14 protein-coding genes and 1 pseudogene are annotated in these 20079 nt (G+C 74.8%); 13 read left to right on the top strand and 2 right to left on the bottom strand.

Features of this window, described 5'->3' with window-relative positions; all coding sequences use genetic code 11:
- Nucleotides 1–50: 50 nt before the first annotated feature.
- Nucleotides 51–4376, bottom strand: a complete 4326-nt coding sequence (locus ACZ5C2_RS37345) for an HAD-IC family P-type ATPase (RefSeq protein ID WP_468801224.1) — start codon at nt 4374–4376, stop codon at nt 51–53.
- 23 nt (nt 4377–4399) lie between these two features.
- Nucleotides 4400–4951, bottom strand: a complete 552-nt coding sequence (locus ACZ5C2_RS37340; RefSeq protein WP_468801222.1) for a hypothetical protein — start codon at nt 4949–4951, stop codon at nt 4400–4402.
- A gap of 259 nt (nt 4952–5210) precedes the next feature.
- Here ACZ5C2_RS37340 and ACZ5C2_RS37335 point away from each other — a divergent pair, with 259 nt between their 5' ends.
- From ACZ5C2_RS37335 to rfaE2, 13 genes and pseudogenes are all read left to right on the top strand, one after another.
- Nucleotides 5211–5906, top strand: coding sequence for a nucleotidyltransferase family protein (locus ACZ5C2_RS37335; protein ID WP_468801221.1), 696 nt, complete (start codon nt 5211–5213; stop codon nt 5904–5906).
- Nucleotides 5907–5927: 21 nt separating this feature from the next.
- Nucleotides 5928–6215: a hypothetical protein gene (locus ACZ5C2_RS37330; protein WP_468801219.1), complete on the top strand. Its 288-nt coding sequence runs from the start codon at nt 5928–5930 to the stop codon at nt 6213–6215.
- A complete protein-coding gene (locus ACZ5C2_RS37325) occupies nt 6212–6967 on the top strand; it encodes a metallophosphoesterase family protein (RefSeq protein WP_468801218.1) in 756 nt (251 codons plus the stop codon). Before ACZ5C2_RS37330 ends, ACZ5C2_RS37325 begins: the two co-directional genes overlap by 4 nt.
- Nucleotides 6968–7251: 284 nt before the next feature.
- Nucleotides 7252–8900 (top strand): annotated as a pseudogene (locus ACZ5C2_RS37320) (alkaline phosphatase D family protein).
- A 161-nt stretch (nt 8901–9061) separates the two neighbouring features.
- Entirely contained in the window at nt 9062–10432 is a 1371-nt protein-coding gene (locus tag ACZ5C2_RS37315) for an alpha-lytic protease prodomain-containing protein (protein WP_468801216.1), read from the top strand.
- Nucleotides 10433–10943: 511 nt separating this feature from the next.
- Nucleotides 10944–11450: a hypothetical protein gene (locus tag ACZ5C2_RS37310; protein WP_468801214.1), complete on the top strand. Its 507-nt coding sequence runs from the start codon at nt 10944–10946 to the stop codon at nt 11448–11450.
- A 291-nt stretch (nt 11451–11741) separates the two neighbouring features.
- Nucleotides 11742–12704, top strand: coding sequence for an NAD-dependent epimerase/dehydratase family protein (locus ACZ5C2_RS37305; RefSeq protein ID WP_468801212.1), 963 nt, complete (start codon nt 11742–11744; stop codon nt 12702–12704).
- Between the two features lie 69 nt (nt 12705–12773).
- On the top strand, nt 12774–14447 hold the full coding sequence (locus ACZ5C2_RS37300) for a carbamoyltransferase family protein (protein ID WP_468801210.1): 1674 nt from the start codon (nt 12774–12776) through the stop codon (nt 14445–14447).
- Nucleotides 14444–15508 (top strand): glycosyltransferase family 2 protein, encoded by a 1065-nt coding sequence (locus tag ACZ5C2_RS37295; RefSeq protein WP_468801208.1) that lies wholly within the window; start codon nt 14444–14446, stop codon nt 15506–15508. Before ACZ5C2_RS37300 ends, ACZ5C2_RS37295 begins: the two co-directional genes overlap by 4 nt.
- 46 nt (nt 15509–15554) lie before the next feature.
- Nucleotides 15555–16520: a glycosyltransferase gene (locus ACZ5C2_RS37290; RefSeq protein ID WP_468801207.1), complete on the top strand. Its 966-nt coding sequence runs from the start codon at nt 15555–15557 to the stop codon at nt 16518–16520.
- Nucleotides 16517–17794 (top strand): glycosyltransferase, encoded by a 1278-nt coding sequence (locus ACZ5C2_RS37285; protein WP_468801205.1) that lies wholly within the window; start codon nt 16517–16519, stop codon nt 17792–17794. The genes ACZ5C2_RS37290 and ACZ5C2_RS37285 overlap by 4 nt, the downstream gene beginning before the upstream one ends.
- A gap of 91 nt (nt 17795–17885) precedes the next feature.
- The gene (locus ACZ5C2_RS37280) at nt 17886–18512 is read left to right on the top strand and encodes a D-sedoheptulose-7-phosphate isomerase (RefSeq protein WP_468801204.1); all 627 of its coding nucleotides are present in this window, start codon (nt 17886–17888) and stop codon (nt 18510–18512) included.
- Nucleotides 18509–19933, top strand: coding sequence for a D-glycero-beta-D-manno-heptose 1-phosphate adenylyltransferase (rfaE2, locus tag ACZ5C2_RS37275; protein ID WP_468801202.1), 1425 nt, complete (start codon nt 18509–18511; stop codon nt 19931–19933). Before ACZ5C2_RS37280 ends, rfaE2 begins: the two co-directional genes overlap by 4 nt.
- The last annotated feature ends 146 nt before the right edge of the window (nt 19934–20079 follow it).

The raw sequence follows: 20079 nt of genomic DNA, 5'->3' as shown, positions 1-20079 counted from the left end.
TCGCCCGCGGGCACGGCATCGGTCCGCGTCCGCCGTCCGTCACGGTCCCGTTACGCCACCGGCCGGGCGATGCCGGTGTGCAGCAGGTTGCGGGTCCTGCGGGCCGAGTCGCTGAGGCGCGGGACGAGGCGGGAGGCGAGGTCGTACAGGTGCCGTACCGCTTCGAGGCGTTCCAGACGCGGGGCGAACGCCGACAGGCCGATGGCCAGGGCGATGCCGAGCCAGGCGACGGGGCCGAGCGGGGTGCAGCCGAAGAAGTGGCTGACGCCGGGCGTCTGGACGAGAGCGGCGAGCACCGCGGCGGAGCCCAGGGCCGTCACCCACACCAGAGTGCTGTGTCGGCGTCCGGAGAGGGTCTGCACCAGCTGGGCGCCGACCACTCCGCACAGGGCCATCGTGGTGGAGCGCCGTTCGGTGCCGGGGGTGAGGCGGCCGAAGAGATAGGCCGTGACCGCGCCGAGGCAGGTGGTCACGCCCCGTCGCCGGATGGAACGCAGCAGGGGTGCGCCGAGAACGTCCAGGCCCATCGGACCGGTCGCGGCGTGCGCAGCCGTCGACGGGTCGTCGCTGGGCGTCACCGCCACCGCCATGGCGGGGAACATGTCGGTGAGCAGGTTGACCAGGAGCAGCTGACGGGTCGACAGCGGTGAGGACCCGGCGAGCAGAGTACCCAGCACGCTGAAGCCGACCTCGCCGGCGTTGCCGCCGATGAGGATGCTCACCGCGTCGGCGACGCTGCGCCACAGCGCGCGGCCTTCGCCGACGGCGTCGACCAGGACGGACAGGTCGCCTGTGGTGAGCACGATGTCGGCGGCGTTGCGGGCGGCGGCGGAGCCGCGGGACTCGATGGCGACGCCCACGTCGGCGGCGCGGATGGCAGCGGCGTCGTTGGCACCGTCGCCGGCCATCGCCACCACCCGGCCGGCCTTCTGCAGTGCCTCCACGACATGGAGCTTCTGTTCGGGTGCGACCCGGGCGACGACCCCGGCGCCGTGCAGGGCGCGCACCCGGTCGCTGCGGCCCATGGCGACGAGTTCGTCCCCGGTGACCACAGAGGTGTCCTGCGGCCAGCCCAGTTGCAGGGCGATGGCGCGGGCGGTCTCCGGATGGTCGCCGGTGAGCATGACGGGCAGGATGCCGGCCCGGCGCAGTTCGGTGAGCAGTTCCTGCGAGGTCTCGCGCGGAACGTCCGCCAGGGCGACCAGTCCGGCGAACTCCAGGCCGCCGAGCGCCGCGTCGAGTTCGGCGTCCGCGTCGGGTCCACGGCACGGGCGGCGGGCGACGGCAAGGACGCGCAGCCCCTGCCCCGCGAGGGTGTGGGCCGTTCCGGCCGCCTCGTCGGGGAGGTCCCGGCAGGCGGGAAGCACCGTTTCGGGGGCGCCCTTGACGATGAGGAGCCGGCCGGTGTCCGTGCCGCTCTCGCGGCCGACCGCCGCCGCGTAGCCGCGGCTTGCCTCGAAGGCCAGTTCTCCCTCGGCGGTCCAGGTGTCGCCGGGCGGTGCGGCGTCGAGGACCGCCTCGTCGGTGGCGTGCGCGACCCGCCGCCCTTCGGCCGTCTCTTCCTGCGGGCAGGCGCGCGCGGCCAGCCGGACGACCGGCACGGCGTCGGCGTCGTCCGGGACGAGGACGGTGCCGTCGGCGGTGGCCACCCGGACCAGACGGAGGCGGTTCTCCGTGAGGGTTCCGGTCTTGTCGAAGCAGACGGTGTCGACCCTGCCGAGCGCTTCGAGGGTGCGCGGGGTGCGGACCAGGACGCCACGCCGGGACAGCCGGCGGGCGGCGGCCATCTGGGCGACGGTCGCGACGAGCGGCAGGCCTTCGGGGACGGCGGCGACGGCCACGGCGACCCCTCCGCTGACGGCCCGCCTGACGGGGCTGCCACGCAGCAGGGACAGTCCGGTCACCAGCGCACCGCCGGTGAGGGTGACGGGCAGGGCCTTGCGCGTCAGTTCCTGCAGACGTGCCTGGACCCCGGCGGGCGGCGGAGTGCGGGCGGCCAGGGCGACGGCACGGCCCGCCTCGGTGCGGTCGCCGGTGTCCACCACGAGCGCGTCGGCCCGGCCGGCGACCACGGTGGTGCCCTCGAACACCATGCAGGTCCGCTGGGGCACCGGTGCGCCGGGGGTCGGCTCGGGGGACTTGGTCACGGGCAGCGACTCGCCGGTGAGCGACGACTCGTCGACTTCGAGACCGTCCTCCTCCAGCAACCGCGCGTCCGCCGGTACGACGTCACCGGCGCCGAGGGTGATCCGGTCCCCGGGCCGCAGCCGGGCGGCGTCCACGGTGACCATGCGGCGGCGGCTGTCCCGTCTGCGTGCCTTGGGCTGCTGCCGGGCGGCCAGCCGGGACAGCGCCCGTTCGGCGCGCAGCCGCTGGAGCCCGCCCGCCACCGCGTTGATGTCCATGGCGCCGACCACGAGCAGCGCGTCGACGAGCGAGCCGAGCAGTGCCGAGGCCACCGCCCCGGTGGCCAGGACGGGGGTGAGCGGGTCGTCGAGTTCGCGGCGGACGGCACCGGCCGCCTGCCAGGTCCAGCGGGCGGGGGCGAGGGCGGGCGTACCGGCGAGCCGCGCCGCCCGCTGCCGGACGCGGCCGGTGAGCAGGTCGAGCCCTTCGGGTTCGGATTCGGCGCGGGTGTCGCGCAGCAGATCCCGCGCCTGGTGCGGTTCCAGGGCGTGCCAGGGGACGTGCAGGCGGGGCTCGGGCGGTGCGGCGCGGACCACGCGCACGGCCTCGGTCCAGCCGGTGAGCAGGGCGGCCGTCGCGGCGATGTTCACCGGGGCGTGCCGGGTGAGCCGCTGCCAGAGCCGGCCGCCGGGGGTTCCGCCGCGGGCCACCATGAGCCCGGACAGGGCGGCACCCGCACGGGCCAGGGTCTGCGAACGGCGGCCGACCCGGCGGGCCGCGGGAATCGCCGTGAGCAGCCGCCAGACGTCCGCCAGTCCGCCGGGGGCGAGGGCGTCGGCGCCCCAGGTGATCGCCGAGCGGGCGTCGGTGAGGGCGATCGCCACGTCTCCGGCGGGCAGCCCGTCCGCCACGTCGTCGTCTCCGCGCGCGTCCACGCGTGCGACGCTCACCACGATGTGCCCGTCGTTCTGCAGCGCCCGCACGACGTCGCCGAACGGCAGGCCGACGGGGGCGACCTCGTCGGCGAGGCGGGTGATGTCCTTCAGATCGGAGCCGCCGGTGATCACGACGTGCAGCCCCGCCCGGCGGGCCGCGTCGAGAACGGCCTCGGCGCGGGGGTCGACGGGGTCGTGGAACGCGGCGCCGTCGACGGGCGGCGCGTGGCCGCGCAGGGCGTCGACGTGCAGGACGAGGGAGTCGGCGATCTCCAGCTGCCACAGTCGCCTCCCGTTGCGGACCAGGACACCGGACCGGGCGAGACGGGCGCCGAGGAGCGCGCCGAAGGCCGCGGGGCCGTAGCGCGCCGCCTTGGGGGATCCGGCGAGGACCGCTTCGGCCGCCTCCGCGGCGTTGTGCGTGACGAGGAGGGTGGCGGCGGCGCCCGCGACGCTCCCCGTGCCGGCGTGGGCCGCGTAGGCCTGGGCGGGGGTCACGCGCAGGGGTGGCCGGATGCCGGCGGGGCAGGGGATGCTGGTGCGCCGTTCGAGGCAGACATCGTCGTGCAGGGCCTCGAAGGCGGCGGCCCGGGCCGCCGCCTCGGTGAGCTGGCCGGTGCGCAGGAGTCCGTCGAGGACGAGTGACACGGGGGACTGTCCGGCGCCGTGCGCGGCGGCGTTGGCGGCGGCGAGGAGGAGTTCCATACCGCTCCCGCCGAACCGCTGCCGCAACACGGCGCGGCAGCGGGGGTTCTCGCGCAGCAGGGTGACGGCGGCGGCGACCGCCTTGGGGCTGCGGGGCAGGCCGAGTGACCGGCCCGCCAGGGCACCGGCCGCCCCGGCGGCGTCCAGCAGCAGCGCGGCGGCGGCGACCCGTACGTCGCGGGGATCGCCGGGGTGGGCCGTCCCGGTCTCCTCCTCGGGGCCCGCGTCCTCGGTCAGTCCGAGGCGGGCGGCAAGCGCGATGGCGTGCTCGGTGACGCGGTCGCCGGCCGCGTCCGTCACGGCGGTCACGACGAGCCGGGACAGTCCCTCGTCCCAGTACGCGGTCAGGACGTCCGGATGGGCCAGGAGTTCGGCGGCGGCCCTGCGGGCGAGCGGTGCGACGGTGCCGTCCGGGCTGTGCAGGGCGAGGTGGACGCGGTGGCCGGCCCGCCAGTGCCGGCCTCCGCCGAGGGCACCCCGGGCGACATGGCTCAGGCGGCGCGTCGTGTCGTGAACGGTCGTCACGCCCTGCGCGGTGCCGCGGGCGGCGCCGGCGGCGGCTCCCGCCACGGCACCGGCGAGAGGGGCGACGTCGAAGAATGTCAGCATCTGAGGGGTCCCGTGATCGTGGCTCAGCGGTGCCGGACGTCGCGCGGCGGCGCGGGGGTGACGGGCGATCCGCGGTGCGTGGTGGCCGCGGCCACCTGCTTCAGGCCCGCGGCGGTGGCGGTGTCGCCCACCTTGGCGGGTTCTTCGTGCACCGGGCCGTCCCCCCGGCCGTCCGGGCGGACGGCCGGGGGAAGCCGGTCGCCGGGGCCCGCGGGCGGCTCGGGGGCGGTGTCACGGCCGGCGCGCGGGCGGTCCCGGTCCGGTGTGTCCGGCCGTCGGCCGTCCGTGCCGGCCATCTCGCCGTCGGTCCGCCGTGCGGGGCGCGGCCGGGTGAGCCAGGCGACGGCCGCGCCGGTCAGCGCCACCGGCCACTCGACCAGTCCGGCCGCCCCGAGCACCCCCGCCCCGGCGTAGACGGCCATCCGGCGCCCGCGCGGGGACACCGCGCCGATCGTGTCCAGGGCTCCTCCCGCCGCCCTGCCCACCCGCTCCGCACCCGGCAGATACCGCAGTCCTGAGGCGACGGCCCGCAGCGGCTGCGGAAGCTCCGGTGAACGAGACGTGTCCTGCTCCATGTCGACCTCCACCAGTGCGTCCCTCAGGGGGCACCCGTCGGTTTCCCTGCCTTTTGTTCCATATTCGACCGTTACCGACCAGAGCGCTTTCCCAGTACGCCCGAGCCGGTTCCCCTCACCGTCCGCGACCGCTCGCCTTTCGCACGCGCGTCCGTGTCGGAACGGGCACGCCGGGTACTAGGTGCACGCACACAGGGCTGTCCCGGGCGGGGGAGCCGGGCACAGCGGCCGTATGGACCGGCCGGCGAAGGGAGCGGTGATGACGGAGAACGGCGAGGACACCACGCTCGCCCGTCGCCCGGCGGCCCCGGACCTCCGTCTGGCCTCCCACGCCCCGGGGGTGGCGCCGCCGCTCGACGTGCGGGGCGAGGCGCCGCTCCAGGTGGAGGACGACGGCCCGGAGCTGCCCCGCGACCGCAATCAGGCCATCCTGGAGGCGGCCAAGCAGGTCGGTGCGGTGCTGAAGCGGGGCGGACATCTCTTCGCGCTGGCCGGCAGTGTCGCCGTCCATGCCCACGGCGGCAGCGGGAACCTCCAGCACGATGTCGACTTCTGCGTCCGTCCGGAGGACGCCGAGGCCGTGGCCACCACACTCCGGGAGGCCGGGCTGACGGTCTACACCCCGCCCGAGGACTGGCTGATCAAGGCCACTTGTTTCGGCCAGGACGTGGACATCATCTTCGAGCTGGCGCACCGGCCCGTCTCCACGGAGATGCTCCAGCGGGCGCAGGAGCTCCCGGTGGAGTCGGTGCGCATGCCGGTCCTGGCGCCCACCGATCTGCTGTCCGGCCTGGTGGCCGCCTTCTCCGAGCACCACTGCGACTTCGGGGCGGTCCTGCCCATCGCGCGCGCCCTGCGCGAGAAGGTCGACTGGGACCGGGTACGGCGTGAGAGCGGGGACGAGCCGATGCCCGCGGCCTTCTTCTTCCTCCTCGAACGACTGAACGTCATCTGAACGTCCGCGGAAGGAATGCTCATGAGCACCCATGACGCCGGTTCCGCAGCCGGCGCACACGCCGCGCGGGGCCCGGAGTACCGCGTCGCCCACCTCCAGGACCGGCTCGCCTCCGGCGAACTCGGCGAACTCGGCGTGCGGACCGAGGTGCGCGGCGAGACCGTACTGGTCACCGGGACCGTTCCCTCGGCCCATTGCCGCGAGGAGGTCCTGAGCACGGTGCGGGAGGAACTCGCGGGACTCGAGGTGCACTGCGACATCGTGGTCAGTGAGCCCTCCTCCCCCGACCACGCGGAGGAGCTGTCATGATCAGGATCGCCGCCGTCGGGGACATCCACATGAGTCCCGAGACCCGGGGCGTGCTCCGTCCCGCGTTCGACACCCTGCCCGACTGCGCCGACCTCCTGCTGCTGGCCGGGGACCTCACCCGGCACGGCACCGCCGAGGAGGCGCGCGTGGTGGCCGACGAGATCCGGGGCCTCGGCGTCCCCGTTGTCGCGGTGCTCGGCAACCACGACCACCACGACGACCGGCAGAACGAGGTCACGGCCCTTCTGCGGGACGCCGGGGCCGACGTCCTGGAGGGAGAGTCGACGGTCGTCGGGGTCGGGGACACGCGGGTCGGAGTGGCCGGCACCAAGGGCTTCGGCGGCGGGTTCGTCGGGGCCAGCGCCGGGGAGTTCGGCGAGCCGGTGATGAAGGAGTTCGTCCGGGTCTCCCGGCGGTGCGCCAACAGCCTGCGGGCTTCGCTGGAACGGTTGGCCGACGAGGGCTGCGACGTCCGGATCGCGCTCACCCACTACTCCCCCGTGCCGGAGACCCTGGCCGGGGAGCCGCTGGAGATCTATCCGTTCCTGGGCAGCTACCTGCTGGCCGAGGCGATCGACACGGCCGGCGCGGACCTCGCCGTGCACGGGCACGCGCACGCCGGCACCGAGCACGGCATGACCACGGGCGGGGTGAGGGTGCGCAATGTCGCCCAGCCGGTCATCGGCCGCGCCTTCCACGTCTACCACCTGCCGGTGCGCGAACGCGTCGACGCCGGGGCGACGACCGCCTGACTCCGCCTTCCGCTCCAGCGCCGCCGGTACGCACCGGCGGCGCACTTCTTGGCGTCCCGGCCCGGGACGCCCGTACGCCTCTCGTGTGAACACTCCGCAAGACACGCCCCCATTGCGCATTTTGTCTGCTTACCATGCAGGCTCCGCGCCCCGTGGCTCACACCCACCCGGGACCCACCGGCCCGGCGCGCGGACCGCGCTCGCCCGCCCGCGCCCGATCCCCGCCCGCCCCCGGCCCGCGCCCGCCGATTCGATCCGCCCGACCCCGTAGGAGAGGACCCCAGATGGCGCTGTCGGGCCGTCCCGGACCATCGTCCGCGCTCCCCTTCACCCCGCACGACGCCGAACTGCGGACCGCCGCACGGCATCTGACCCGCCGTCGCTTCCTGACCGTCACCGCCGCGGCGGCCGCCCTCGCCTTCACCACCCATCTGCCCGCGCGCGGCGCCTTCGCCTCGCCCCGGCTCGACGCGGCCCGGATCACCGAGGACCCCTTCACGCTCGGGATCGCCTCGGGGGACCCGCTGCCCGACTCGGTGCTCATCTGGACCCGGCTCGCCCCGGCCCCCTTCGAACCGGACGGGGGCCTCGGGCAGCAGCGGGTGGAGGTCTCCTGGGAAGTGGCCCTCGACGAGTCCTTCGTCCTGGTCATGCGGCGGGGCACCGCCCTCGCGCATCCCGAGTACGCACACAGCGTGCACATCGACGTGAAGGGCCTGGAACCGGGCAGCCACTACTACTACCGGTTCCGCACGGGTTCCTGGATCAGCCCCGTCGGCCGTACCCGTACCGCTCCCCCGGCCGACGTGGACACCGCGAGCCTGAAGCTGGCCGCGGTCGCCTGCCAGGCCTACCACCACGGCTACTACACCGCGCACGGTCATCTCGCGCAGGAGGACGTCGACGTGGTGTTCCACCTCGGCGACTACCTGTACGAATACGCCGTCGACTCCGCGGGCGGGGCCCGCAACTACACCGATACCGTGCTACCGGCCGTGTTCAACCGCGAGACGACGACGCTGGCGGACTACCGGATGCGGTACGCGCTCTACAAGAGCGACCCCGACCTGCGCGCCGTGCACGCCGCGCATCCGTTCGTCGTCACCTGGGACGACCACGAGACCGAGAACAACTACGCGGCCGGCACCGACGAGAACGGCAGCGACCCGGCCCAGTTCCTGACCCGCAGGGCCGCCGCCTACCGCGCCTACTGGGAGAACCAGCCGTTGCCGAGGGCCCCGACGCCCAGCTGTTCCGGCGCCTGCGCTGGGGCACACTCGCCCAGTTCGACATCCTCGACACCCGTCAGTACCGATCCGACCAGACCTACGGCGACACCCCGCACGTCCCCGGACCGGAGTCGGACGACCCCGCGCGCAGCCTCACCGGCGACGCCCAGGAGCGGTGGCTGATCGACGGGTGGGCGGCCTCCACCGCGCTGTGGAACGTGATGCCGCAGCAGGTCACCTTCTCGCAGCGCAAGATGGACCTGGGCGCCGAGTCCAGGATGTCGATGGACGCCTGGGACGGCTACCGAGCGAACCGCGGCCGGCTCGTCGCGGGCGCGAAGGCGGCCGGCGTCGACAACTGGCTGGTCCTCACCGGCGACGTCCATGTCGCGTACGCCTTCGACATCAAGGACGACTTCGACGACGCCGACTCCCCCACCCTGGGTACGGAACTGACCTGCACGTCCGTCGCCAGCGGCATGAACGGGGCGGAACACCCGGCCAACTGGGACACCTACATGCGGGCCAATCCGCACCTGAGGTTCTACGACGGCCGGCGCGGCTATGTACGCGTGGAGCTGGGCCGGGAGAACGCCCGCGCCGACTTCCGGGTCGTCCCGGTCGTGACGACAGTGGGCGCTCCCGTCTCGACGGCCGCGTCCTTCGTCACGGAGGCCGGCGCGCCCGGCCTGACGCCCGTCTGACCCGTCCGGGTGTCCGTCCTCGCGCCTCCGTACTGCACATGGCGTCCGTCCGTGTCACCAAAGCACTAACTCCGGCGTGTCCCGACATCGCGTCGGGCGCACCGGGAAAGGCCTAAGTCTCCTCGGCAGCTTCGCCGCCCTCATCGAAGGAGACGTACCGAATGGTCCCCAGTCATGTCCGTACGGTGCGCCGTTCGGCCCTCACGGCACTCGGCGCGCTCGTCCTCGCCGGACTCCCCTCCGTCGCGGCGGCCGACACCACGCCCGCGGCGGGGCCGGTCCCCGGCGCGGCCCAGACCCTCGGCGCGGACCGACCGTCGCCCCACCTGCTCAGCGCCCTCCAGCGTGACCTGGGCCTGAACTCGCAGCAGGCCTCCGAGCGGCTGGTCAACGAGGCGGAGGCGGGTACCCGCGCGGGCCGGCTGCGCATCGCCCTGGGCGAGCGGTTCGCCGGTGCCTGGGTGCGCGGCGACACGTCCGACGAGCTCACGGTCGCGACCACCGACACCAAGGACGTGGCGGCCATTGGAGCCGAGGGCGCCACGGCCAAGGTGGTCGGGCGGACACTGGCCGAACTACGGGCGGCCAAGAAGCGGCTGGACACGGCGGCCACCCGCGTCAAGACCCTGGACACACCCGTCTGGTACGTCGACGTGGAGAAGAACCGGATCATGGTGCAGGCGACCAGCCAGGCGGCCGGCACCGCGTTCATCAAGGCCGCGGGGCTCGAAGGGGAGGACGTGGGCGTCCGTATGACGACGGTACGGCCGCGGCTGATGCAGGACATCACCGGCGGTGACGCCTTCTACGTCAACGACTCCGCGCGCTGCTCCGTCGGCTTCTCCGTCACCAAGGGCGAGCAGGCGGGCTTCGTCACCGCCGGGCACTGCGGAAAGCCCGGCGCGACGACCACCGGGTACGACCGCACCGCGCAGGGCGCCTTCGTGGCCTCCACGTTCCCCGGCAGGGACATGGCGTGGGTGGCCGCCAACGAGCAGTGGACGCCCACCCCCGACGTGAAGGCGCAGGACGGTCAGGAGGTGCAGGTCACCGGTTCGGCGCAGGCACTCGTCGGCGCGTCGGTGTGCCGCTCGGGCTCGACCACCGGATGGCACTGCGGGACCGTCGAGCAGCACGACACGAGCGTCAGCTACGCCGAGGGCACGGTCGACGGGCTGACCCGGACGACGGTCTGCGCCGAGCCGGGCGACTCCGGCGGCTCGTACGTCACGGGGGCGCAGGCGCAGGGCGTCACCTCCGGCGGTTCCGGTGACTGCACCGGCGGCGGCACGACGTTCTACCAGCCGGTCAACGCGATCCTGAGCGACTTCGGGCTCACGCTGACCACCGCCGCCGCCCCGACGACGCCGGACGAGCAGGAGGGCGGCGCGCAGGCGTGGACGGCGGGCCGGGTCTACGAGGCGGGGACGACGGTGACCCGCGACGGTGTGACGTACCGGTGCCTGCAGACCCACCAGGCGCAGGGCGTGTGGGCGCCCGCCGGCACCCCGGCGCTGTGGCAGCGGCTCTGACGGTCCGACCGGTACGGCGCCGGTGGCGGCCGTGGGCCGCGGACCCGGCGGGTGCGGAGTCCGAGGGCCGCGACAGCTGACTGGCGATCAGATCGGGCCACGGGGTGCCGGTCGCGGCGGCCAGGGTGTGGCCGAGCACGGATTCGGGGATGGCGCGGTGCCGGTGCACGTTCTGCTGGCCGTAGCGGAACCGCACCGCCTCGGGCCCGCGCAGGCGAGTGCGGGACGGCCCAGGATCCGCTAACGGACCACCGGGCCGGTGGCGTCGCGCATCCGGTCGGGCAACCAGGCGCAGCCCTCGGCCGGCAGGGGCGGGGTGCGGTCGATCGTGGGGCGTCTGAGTACGTCCATGGCCGCCGGGCTCCCCGGGACACGCCCGGCCCGGGGAGGGCACCCGTACGGGTGTGGCCGAGGCCACGTCACAAAGGAGGCGCGGGTCACGCCGGGAGGGGCGGACGGGCGGCTACCGTTCCGCCCGGTCCCCCTCACCCGACGGTTGGACGGCCCGGCAGTGCATGCAGATCTCTCACCGGTCATCGCGGCCACCGCGCAGTGGCTGACGCGTGCCTTCCCCGCGTCCGGCGGGGCACTGGCCTCCGCCCTGTGCGAGGCGCAGGCACGGCAGGCGGTGACGCTCGCGGCCCGGCTCCGGTACCCGACGGCGATGGACGCGGCCCTGGTCGGCCTGGCGGGCCCGGGTGGTTCGGCGCGGCTCGACCGGGTCACCGGCGCGGACGCGGAGGAGGCGGGAGAGGCGTACGCCTGGCGGACCTGGGTCGACGAGGTCGTGGCCAGTTGGGCCCTCTGCCTGCTCGCCGACCCGGAACTGGCCTGCCTCGCGGTCGGGTCCCTCGGCGGGGACGCACCGGCCGGGTTCCGCCGCCTGCTCACCCCCGACGAGACCGACCGACGCTCCGCGGCGCTCCTGCGCCATCCGGACCTGGTCTCCCCGGTGGCCGCCCTCCACCGGGCGTCCCTCCTCACCCGCCTGGGGCCGGACACCACCCTCGTGGCCTGATCCCTCGCAGGGGCCCGCCCCGGGCCGCCCGCCCCACGGCGGGAGTCCGGCCGCATTCCCGGGCACGACGTCCTCCCCTCCGCCCTCACCGCTCCGCCCTCTCCCCGACCTGCGGGAACGGAGCATGCCGTGTCGTACTCACGCTCCGTCATTCACCGGATTGCAGTAGGCGACCGTGCCGGGAGCGGGGCGGCGGCTCAGGCTGGCCGGGAGGTCGACGGCCTCGGTCCAGGTGCCGGCCGCACCGTGTCGGCCCGGACACCGACGCCTCCGACGAAGGGCTGAGCGAGCATGAGCACCGTCATATCCCGGAACTGGGAGCACGCCGTCGTCACCGGCGGTGCGGGATTCGTCGGCTCCCACCTGTGCACCGCCCTGCTCGACGCGGGCGCCGCCGTCACCTGCGTGGACGACTTCAGCACCGGCCGTACGGAGAACGTCATCCCGCTGCTCGACCGGCCCGGGTTCACTCTGGTACGGGCGAACGTGGCCAAGGAACTGCCGGTCGACCGGCGGCCCGACCTCGTCCTGCACTTCGCCTCGCCCGCCTCCCCTTCGGACTATCTGCGGCTGCCGCTGCACACCATGGAGGCCGGCAGTCTCGGCACCCGCAACGCCCTGCGGCTCGCCCAGGACTCCGAGGCCCGCTTCGTACTGGCCTCCACCTCGGAGGTGTACGGGGACCCGCGGCAGAACCCGCAGGACGAGCGCTACTGGGGCAACGTCAACCCGGTCGGCCCCCGCAGTGTCTACGACGAGGCCAAGCGCTTCGGGGAGGCGCTGACCACCGCCCACGCGGACACCCACGGCACCGACGCCTGCATCGTGCGGCTGTTCAACACCTACGGTCCGCGGATGCGCGGCCACGACGGCCGCGCCGTGCCGACCTTCGTCCGGCAGGCCCTGGCCGGCGAGCCGCTCACCGTGACCGGTGACGGCCGCCAGACCCGTTCGCTGTGCTACATCGACGACACGGTGGCCGGGATCCTCGCGGCGGCCGCACACGGTATGCGCGGGCCCGTCAACATCGGCAATCCAAGTGAGATCACCATGCTGGACCTGGCCCGGCTGGTGGTCGCACTCGCCGGTTCCACCTCCGATGTCCGCTACATCGAACGCCCGGCGGACGATCCGGCCGTGCGCTGCCCCGACATCACGCTGGCCCGCGACAAGCTCGGCTGGGAGCCCCGGGTGGGCGCCGAGGAGGGGCTGCGCCGCACGATCGCCTGGTTCCGCGCCGAGGCCGGTCACTGAGCACGGCCGTTCCCGTCCAGGAGACGCGGCTCCCCCGGCCGCGCCCGATCCCGCGAAAGGCCGTCCGCCATGCGCATCCTCGGCATCAACGCCCTCTTCCACGACCCCGCCGCCGCGCTGATGATCGACGGACGGACCGTCGCCGCCGCGGAGGAGGAACGATTCTCCCGACGCAAGCACGGCAAGCGACCGCTGCCGTTCTCCGCCTGGGAGCTGCCGGAGAAGGCCGCCGCCTGGTGTCTGAAGCGCGCCGGGCTGCGCCCCCAGGACCTCGACGCGGTCGCCTACTCCTTCGACCCGGCGCTCGCCCGTCCCGCCGACGCGATGGGGCTCGACGACCCGTGGGACCACCTGCGGCTCACCTACGCGCGCGAGGCTCCCGGCTTCCTGCGGAGCGCGCTGCCGGGTCTGGACCCCGGGATCGTCCGCTTCGTACCGCACCACATGGCGCACGCCGCCTCCGGCGCCTTCGCCGCACCCGACTCCGGAAACTGCTCCGTGCTCGTGCTGGACGGCCGCGGCGAACGCGCCTCGCACCTCGCCGCCCGCCGGGTGGGCGACCGGCTCGAATCCCTGCGCGCCCAGGACCTCCCGCACTCGCTCGGCCTCGTCTACGAGGAACTCACCGAGCACCTCGGCTTCCTGCGGTCCTCCGACGAGTTCAAGGTGATGGCCCTCGCCTCCCACGGCATCCCGCGCATGCTGCCCGAACTGCGCCGTTATGTGTATCCGACCGGCGACGGCGGCTTCCACGCCTCAGGTGTGCCCTGGTACGAACTGTGCGCGCCGCGCGGTCCGGACGAACCGTGGACCCGGGACCACGCCGACGTCGCCGCCAGCGCGCAGGCCGTGCTGGAGGAGACCCTCCTGGACCTGGTGCGCTGGCTGCACGGCCGTACCCACGACTCCGTGCTCACCCTGGCCGGCGGCGTCGCCCTGAACTGCGTCGCCAACTCCCGGATCGCCCGCGAGGGCCCGTTCTCCCGGGTGTGGGTGCAGCCCGCCGCGGGTGACGCGGGCACCGCCCTCGGCGGCGCCCTGCTGCTGTCCGCCGGGGCCGGTGACGAACCGGAGCCCATGGCCGGCGCCGACCTCGGCCGGGACTGGTCGGACGCGGAGCTGGGGGCGTGGCTGAAGACGGCTGCCGTGCCCTTCGAACGGCCGGCGGACATCGCCGCCACCGTGGCCGGGGCGCTGGCCGACAACGGCATCGTCGCCTGGTTCCAGGGACGCAGCGAATACGGGCCCCGGGCTCTCGGCCACCGCTCGCTGCTCGCCCACCCCGGGCATGCGGGCAATCTGGAGCGGCTGAACGACGTCAAGGGACGCGAGCAGTTCCGGCCGGTCGCGCCGATGGTGCTCGCCGACCGGGCCGCCGAGATCTTCGACGGGCCGCTGCCCAGTCCGTACATGCTGTTCGTGCACGAAGTGGCCCCCGCCTGGCGGGAGCGCATCCCCGCCGTGGTGCACGTCGACGGCACCGCCCGCGTCCAGACGGTCGACCCGGCGCACGAACCCCTGGTGGCGGGCATGCTGAGCGAGTTCGAGCGGCTGACCGGGCTGCCCGTGGTCGTCAACACCAGTCTCAACACGGCGGGCCGGCCCATGGTGGACGATCCCCGTGACGCCCTGGAGTGCTTCGGTTCCTCCCCCGTCGACCTGCTGGCCATCGGCCCGTACGCGGTCCGGCGCGGTGATGTCTTCCGTTCCACCGCCGAGAGCGAAGGCGAGGTACTGCGATGACCGGGTCCCCTGCTCCGAGCGGCGAGTACGCCGTGGTGGTGCCGACCCTCGGCCGACCCTGCCTGGCCCGCTGTCTGCGGGCACTGGCCGAGGCGGACGGGCCCGGCCCGGCCCGGGTCGTGGTGGTCGACGACCGCCCGGACCCCGTCGGCGCGCCCCTGACCGCCGCCGTTCCGCCGTCGCTGCGCTCGCGCACCCTCGTCGTGCCCGGCGGGGCGAGAGGGCCGGCCGCCGCCCGCAACACCGGGTGGCGGGCGGCCGGGGACGTGCCGTGGATCGTGTTCCTCGACGACGATGTGGTCCCCGGACCCACCTGGGCCGACGACCTGGCCCTCGACCTCGCCGGGGCGAGCGTCGCGACCGCCGGGATCGCCGCCCGCATCCATGTGCCGCTGCCGGCCGGCCGCAGACCCACCGACTGGGAGCGCAACACCGCCGGTCTCGCCGGCGCCCGCTGGATCACCGCCGACATGGTGTACCGCCGCCGGGTGCTGGAGGCCGCCGGTGGTTTCGACGAACGGTTCCGCAGGGCCTTCCGGGAGGACGCGGACCTGGCGCTGCGGGTGCTCGACGCCGGCTGGACGCTGGCCGAGGGCCGCCGCACCACCACCCATCCGGTACGGCCGGCCGGGCGCTGGGTCTCCGTGCGGCTCCAGGCGGGCAACGCCGACGACGTGCTGATGTCCCGGCGGCACGGCCGCGACTGGTGGCAGCGGGCCGAGGCACCGCGGGGACGCCTGCCCGGGCATCTCGCGGTGACCGCGGCGGGCCTGGCGGCCGCGGCCTGCGCCCTGTCCGGCCGGCAGCGGGTCGCGGCGGTCTGCCTCGGCGGATGGCTGGCCGGAACCACCGAGTTCGCCCTCGCCCGGATCCTCCCGGGCCCGCGTACCCGGGAGGAGATGGTCACCATGGTCCTCACCAGCACGATCATCCCGCCCGCCGCGGCCTTCCACTGGCTGCGCGGCCACCTGAGCCACCGCACGGCGCCGGCCCGCCCCGGGCGGGCCGGCGCCGCCGCGCCCGCGCAACCGCCGTCGGCCGGCGAACGGCTGCCGTCATGACCCGCCCACCGCCGGAGGGAGAACGGACGGACCGAGGAGCCGCCGTATGAACATCCTGTTGTGGCATGTACACGGATCCTGGACGACGGCGTTCGTCCAGGGCCCGCACACCTACGTCGTCCCCGTCACCCCGGACCGCGGTCCCGACGGGCTCGGACGTGCCCGGACCTTCGCCTGGCCCGCGTCGGTGCGCGAGGCCGCACCACGAGAGCTGCGGGAGACTCCGTTCGACCTGGTCGTCCTGCAGCGGCCGCACGAACTCGGGCTCGCCGAGCGCTGGCTCGGCGGCCGCCGCCCCGGCCGGGACGTACCCGCCGTGTATCTGGAGCACAACGCCCCGGACGGTGACGTACCGGACACCCGGCATCCGTTCGCCGACCGCGCCGATCTGACGATCGTGCACGTCACGCACTTCAACCGGCTGTTCTGGGACTGCGGCACCACCCGCACCGAGGTGATCGAGCACGGCATCGTCGACCCGGGCCACCGCTACACGGGCCGGCTGGAGCGTGCCGCCGTCGTCGTCAACGAGCCTCTGCGGCGCGGCCGGTACACCGGTACGGATCTGCTGCCCGCGTTCGCCGGGGCGGTACCGCTGGACGTGTTCGGCATGCGCACCGACGGGCTGGCCGGCCACCTGGGGCTGCCGCCGGAACGGTGCCGCACCGCCGACCTGCCGCAGCGCGAGCTGCACGCGGCCATGGCCGAACGCCGGATGTATCTGCACCCGGTGCGCTGGACCTCCCTCGGGCTGTCCCTGCTGGAGGCGATGCACCTGGGCATGCCGGTGCTGGCGCTGGCCACCACCGAGGCGGTGGAGGCGGTGCCGGACGGTTCGGGCACCGTGTCCAACCGGCCCGAGGTCCTCGCCCGGGCCGCCCGCCGCTATCTGGCGGACCCCGGGGCGGCCGCCGCGGACGGGGCACGCGCGCGGCAGGCCGCGCTCGAACGGTACGGGCTCAAGCGGTTCCTGGACGACTGGGAACGCCTGATCACGGAGGTGCGCTCATGACCCCGATCCTCGGCCCGCTCCCTGCCGGCCCGCCCGTCGGCGACGGCCTCGCCCCGGGCGTGCTGTCCATCGCACTGGTCTCGGAGCACGCCAGCCCTCTCGCCGCGCTCGGCGGGGTGGACGCCGGCGGGCAGAACGTCCATGTCGCCGCCCTGGCCGGGGCGCTCGCCGACCGCGGCCACCGGGTCGTCGTGCACACCCGCCGTGACGCGCCCGGCCTGCCCGGCCGGGTGACCCTGCGCGAAGGCGTCGAGGTGCACCATGTCCCGGCCGGCCCCCCGGAACCGGTTTCCAAGGACCGGCTGCTGCCGTACATGGAGGAGTTCGGGCAGCACCTGGCCCGGGTGTGGCGTGCGCACACCCCGGACGTGGTGCACTCGCACTACTGGATGTCCGGTGTGGCCTCGCTGCGGGCGGCCCGGGAGCGGGGGCTGCCGCTGCTGCACACGTATCACGCGCTGGGCACGGTGAAGCGGCGGCACCAGAGGCTCGCCGACACCAGCCCGCCGGAGCGGATCGGCTGCGAGACCGAAGTCGGACTGGGCTGCGACCGTGTCGTCGCCACCTGCCGGGACGAGGTCGCCGAGCTGCTCCGGATGGGTGTGCCGGCGGACCGGATCGGCGTCGTGCCGTGCGGTGTCGACACCGACCGGTTCACTCCGCTGGGACCGGTCGCGCCGCGCGGGCCGTTCCGGAACCGGCTGGTGCAGCTGGGCCGGCTGGTGCCGCGCAAGGGTGCCGCGGTCTCGGTGGCGGCGCTGGCCCGGCTGCCGGGGACCGAGCTCGTCGTGGTCGGGGGGCCGCCCCCGGGTCACCTCGATGCCGACCCGGAGGTGTGCCGGCTGCGCGGTCTCGCGCGGGAGGCCGGGGTCGCCGACCGGGTCCGCTTCACCGGCGGGGTGGACGCCGCCCGGGTGCCGTCGCTGCTGCGCTCCGCCGACGTGGTGCTGTGCCCCGCCGACTACGAGCCGTTCGGGATCGTCCCGCTGGAAGCCATGGCCTGCGGCCGTCCGGTGGTGGCCAGCGCGGTGGGCGGCCAGCTCGACACCGTCGCGGATCCCGGAACGGGCCGGCTGGTGCCGCCCGGCGACCCGGAGGCGCTGGCCCGCGCCGTGGCCGCGCTGCTCGCCGATCCAGCGGCCCGCACGGCGTGCGGGGCGGCCGGCCGCCGCCGGGTGCTCAGCCGCTACGGCTGGCCGCGGATCGCCGCGGCCACGGAGACGGCGTACTGCGAGGTCCTCGACGCGGCGCCCGCCGCCACCCGGACCGGCTGACGGGCCGGTCCCGATGACCGCCGACGTCCGAAGTTGGAAGGAGGTGCGGGTCCCGCCGCCGTCCTCACCGACGCGACGCGCCCGAAACAGGATGACCGAACACCCCGCGCTCGACGCCGCACACCTGCACTGCCGGTCGCTGCAGGAGGCCTTGGACGGCCTCCGTCTGAACGGCCTGCCCCGGATCGCCGACTGGGGCGGACATCTCGCCTCCGTCCTCACCGACGGGGGGCGGCTGCTGGCCGCCGGCAACGGCGGCAGTGCAGCCCAGGCCCAGCATCTGACCGCCGAGCTGGTCGGACGGTACCGCCAGGAGCGGCGCGCCTATTCGGCGCTGGCCCTGCACGCGGAGACCTCCAGCGTCACCGCCATCGGCAACGACTACGGCTTCGACCACGTGTACGCCCGCCAGGTGATCGCCCACGGCCGTCCCGGTGATGTCCTGATGCTGCTGTCCACCTCGGGGCGCAGCGCCAATCTGATCGCCGCGGCGGTGGCGGCCCGGCAGACCGGACTGCGGGTGTGGGCGCTCACCGGTCCGGGACCGAACCCCCTGGTGGAGGCCGCCCACGAGACGCTGTGCGTGGAGGCGGGCAGCACCGCGACCGTCCAGGAGGCGCATCTCGTCGCCGTGCACCTGCTCTGCGCGTCGTTCGACGCAGCCGTGTCCACGCCGCTCTCGCGGCGTGCGGCGGCCGTCCCCGGGAGGATGCCATGACCACGCTCAAACCCGTCGTGGTGGTGGGAGACGTGCTGCTGGACGAGGACATCGAGGGAGTCTCCACCCGGCTGGCCCCGGACGCTCCCGCCCCGGTCGTCGATGTCACCGGGGACCGCAGGCATCCGGGCGGGGCGGGGCTGGCCGCCGCGCTCGCCGCCCGGGGCGGCCGGGACATGGTCCTGGTGACCGCCCTCGGGGACGACCCCGCCAGCGAGGCGGTCCGCCGGGGGCTCAGCGGTCGGGTCCGGCTGCTGGAGCTGCCGTTGCACGGCACCCTGCCGGTGAAGACGAGGGTCCTGGCGGGCGGGCGTCCCGTGGTGCGCATCGACCGGGGCGGCGGAACGCCCGGCGAGCCGGACGACGCGGTGTGCGAGGCGCTCGCGGGCGCGCACGCGGTGCTGGTCGCCGACTACGGACGGCACACCGCGGGGGCGGTGCGCGGGCACCTGGAGGACGCGGCCCGTCGCACACCCCTGGTGTGGGACCCACATCCCCAGGGTGACCCGCCGGTGCCGGGGGCGCGGATCGTGACGCCCAGCGCGGCGGAGGCGGTGGCGTTCTGCGCCGGCATGCGGGAAGTGCCGGGACCGTCGCTGGGTGCCTTTGCCGCCCGGGGGGCGGCGCTGGCGGAACACTGGCGGGCGGCCGGTGTCGCCGTCACGCTCGGTGACCGCGGGGTGCTGCTCACCCGGCCGGGTGGGGGTACGCCCATGCTGATCCCGGCGCCGTTCCGTGCCGACGGGGATCCCTGCGGGGCGGGGGACTGCTTCGCCGCCACGACCGTCGCCGCGCTGGCCGACGGGCTGCTGCCCGAGGAGGCACTGCAGCGGGCGGTCACGGCGGCTGCCGCGTTTGTCGCGGCGGGTGGGGCGGGGAATCCGGATCTGTGGGAGACGCCCGCGGTCCCCGGGCCGGGCCGCGGTCCGGCGGCCAACGCGGCCGACGCTTTCGCACTGGCGGAGAGTGTGCGGGTGCGCGGCGGGACGGTCGTCGCCACAGGTGGCTGCTTCGATCTCGTGCACGCCGGGCACGTGGGGCTGTTGGAGAGCGCTCGGCGGATCGGTGACTGCCTGATCGTGTGTCTCAACTCCGACGCTTCCGTCACGCGGCGCAAGGGGGCGGGGCGGCCGCTCAATCCGGCTGCGGACCGGGCGCGGGTGCTGGCGGCACTGGGGAGTGTGGACGCGGTGGTGGTGTTCGAGGAGGACACCCCTGCGGCGGTGCTGGAGCGGTTGCGGCCGGATGTGTGGGTGAAGGGCGGGGACTACTCCGTGCAGGATCTGCCGGAGGCGGAGGTGCTGCGGGGGTGGGGTGGGCAGGCGGTGGTACTGCCGTACCTGGACGGACGGTCCACGACGCTGCTGGCCCGCCGGGCGGCGGATGCGGCGGCGGTTGCCGTGCGGCCCGGGGAGAGGTGAGGGGCGGCCCTGCCGGGGGGTGCGGCAGACGGCGGGGCTTTGGGGGTTGATACTGGTGAGCTCGCATGTTGAGGTGTCGTGTATTCGCTGGGCATCCACGACTTCGGTCACGGCGAGTAGCTGGTTCAGGGTGGTTTTCCGCGAGC

Source organism: Streptomyces sp. NPDC031365 (genome assembly GCF_055569765.1).
This window is presented reverse-complemented; position numbering and strand designations above follow the sequence as displayed.

Excerpts from the sequence above, each read along its gene's own strand:
- ACZ5C2_RS37345 (WP_468801224.1), bottom strand. The coding sequence starts at position 4,376 with ATGCTGACATTCTTCGACGTCGCCCCTCTCGCCGGTGCCGTGGCGGGA.
- ACZ5C2_RS37340 (WP_468801222.1), bottom strand. The coding sequence starts at position 4,951 with ATGGAGCAGGACACGTCTCGTTCACCGGAGCTTCCGCAGCCGCTGCGG.
- ACZ5C2_RS37335 (WP_468801221.1), top strand. The coding sequence starts at position 5,211 with ATGACGGAGAACGGCGAGGACACCACGCTCGCCCGTCGCCCGGCGGCC.
- ACZ5C2_RS37330 (WP_468801219.1), top strand. The coding sequence starts at position 5,928 with ATGAGCACCCATGACGCCGGTTCCGCAGCCGGCGCACACGCCGCGCGG.
- ACZ5C2_RS37325 (WP_468801218.1), top strand. The coding sequence starts at position 6,212 with ATGATCAGGATCGCCGCCGTCGGGGACATCCACATGAGTCCCGAGACC.
- ACZ5C2_RS37315 (WP_468801216.1), top strand. The coding sequence starts at position 9,062 with ATGGTCCCCAGTCATGTCCGTACGGTGCGCCGTTCGGCCCTCACGGCA.
- ACZ5C2_RS37305 (WP_468801212.1), top strand. The coding sequence starts at position 11,742 with ATGAGCACCGTCATATCCCGGAACTGGGAGCACGCCGTCGTCACCGGC.
- ACZ5C2_RS37300 (WP_468801210.1), top strand. The coding sequence starts at position 12,774 with ATGCGCATCCTCGGCATCAACGCCCTCTTCCACGACCCCGCCGCCGCG.
- ACZ5C2_RS37295 (WP_468801208.1), top strand. The coding sequence starts at position 14,444 with ATGACCGGGTCCCCTGCTCCGAGCGGCGAGTACGCCGTGGTGGTGCCG.
- ACZ5C2_RS37290 (WP_468801207.1), top strand. The coding sequence starts at position 15,555 with ATGAACATCCTGTTGTGGCATGTACACGGATCCTGGACGACGGCGTTC.
- ACZ5C2_RS37285 (WP_468801205.1), top strand. The coding sequence starts at position 16,517 with ATGACCCCGATCCTCGGCCCGCTCCCTGCCGGCCCGCCCGTCGGCGAC.
- ACZ5C2_RS37280 (WP_468801204.1), top strand. The coding sequence starts at position 17,886 with ATGACCGAACACCCCGCGCTCGACGCCGCACACCTGCACTGCCGGTCG.
- rfaE2 (WP_468801202.1), top strand. The coding sequence starts at position 18,509 with ATGACCACGCTCAAACCCGTCGTGGTGGTGGGAGACGTGCTGCTGGAC.